General features: G+C 67.3%; 1 protein-coding gene. It reads left to right on the top strand.

What is annotated here, in order from left to right:
• Positions 1-34: 34 nt before the first annotated feature.
• The coding region (locus tag D7V93_RS44215) for a nuclear transport factor 2 family protein (protein ID WP_147451745.1) at positions 35-413 on the top strand (379 nt) is incomplete at its 3' end.

Here is a 413-nt window from a genome sequence, read left to right as displayed (position 1 = left end):
CCCGGAAACACCTTCCCCTGAGTGAGGACGCGCGATGCCGATGGAACGAGCGCAGCGGTTCGTGGACGCACTGCTGAAACTGGAGGAGCACGGCGACATCGACTCGCTGGTCGCCCTCTTCGCCGACGACGCCCAGGTGAGCAACGTCGCCTCTCCCAGCATCTTCTCCGGGGCCGACGGCGCCCGCCGCTTCTGGACCGAATACAAAGGCACCCTCGGCCAGGTGAAGTCCACCTTCCGCAACATGATCGAATCCGGTGACCGCGTGGCCCTGGAGTGGGAGACGCAGGGCACCGCCCACAACGGCGCCGCCGTCGCCTACGAGGGCGTCTCCATCATCGAGTGGGATGGCGACCGCATCCGCCGCTTCTTCGCCTACTTCGACCCGCACGCCCTGGGCCAGGAACTCGCCC

This window comes from Corallococcus llansteffanensis (genome assembly GCF_003612055.1).
In the GTDB taxonomy this organism is placed as follows: Bacteria; Myxococcota; Myxococcia; order Myxococcales; family Myxococcaceae; genus Corallococcus; species Corallococcus llansteffanensis.
This window is presented reverse-complemented; position numbering and strand designations above follow the sequence as displayed.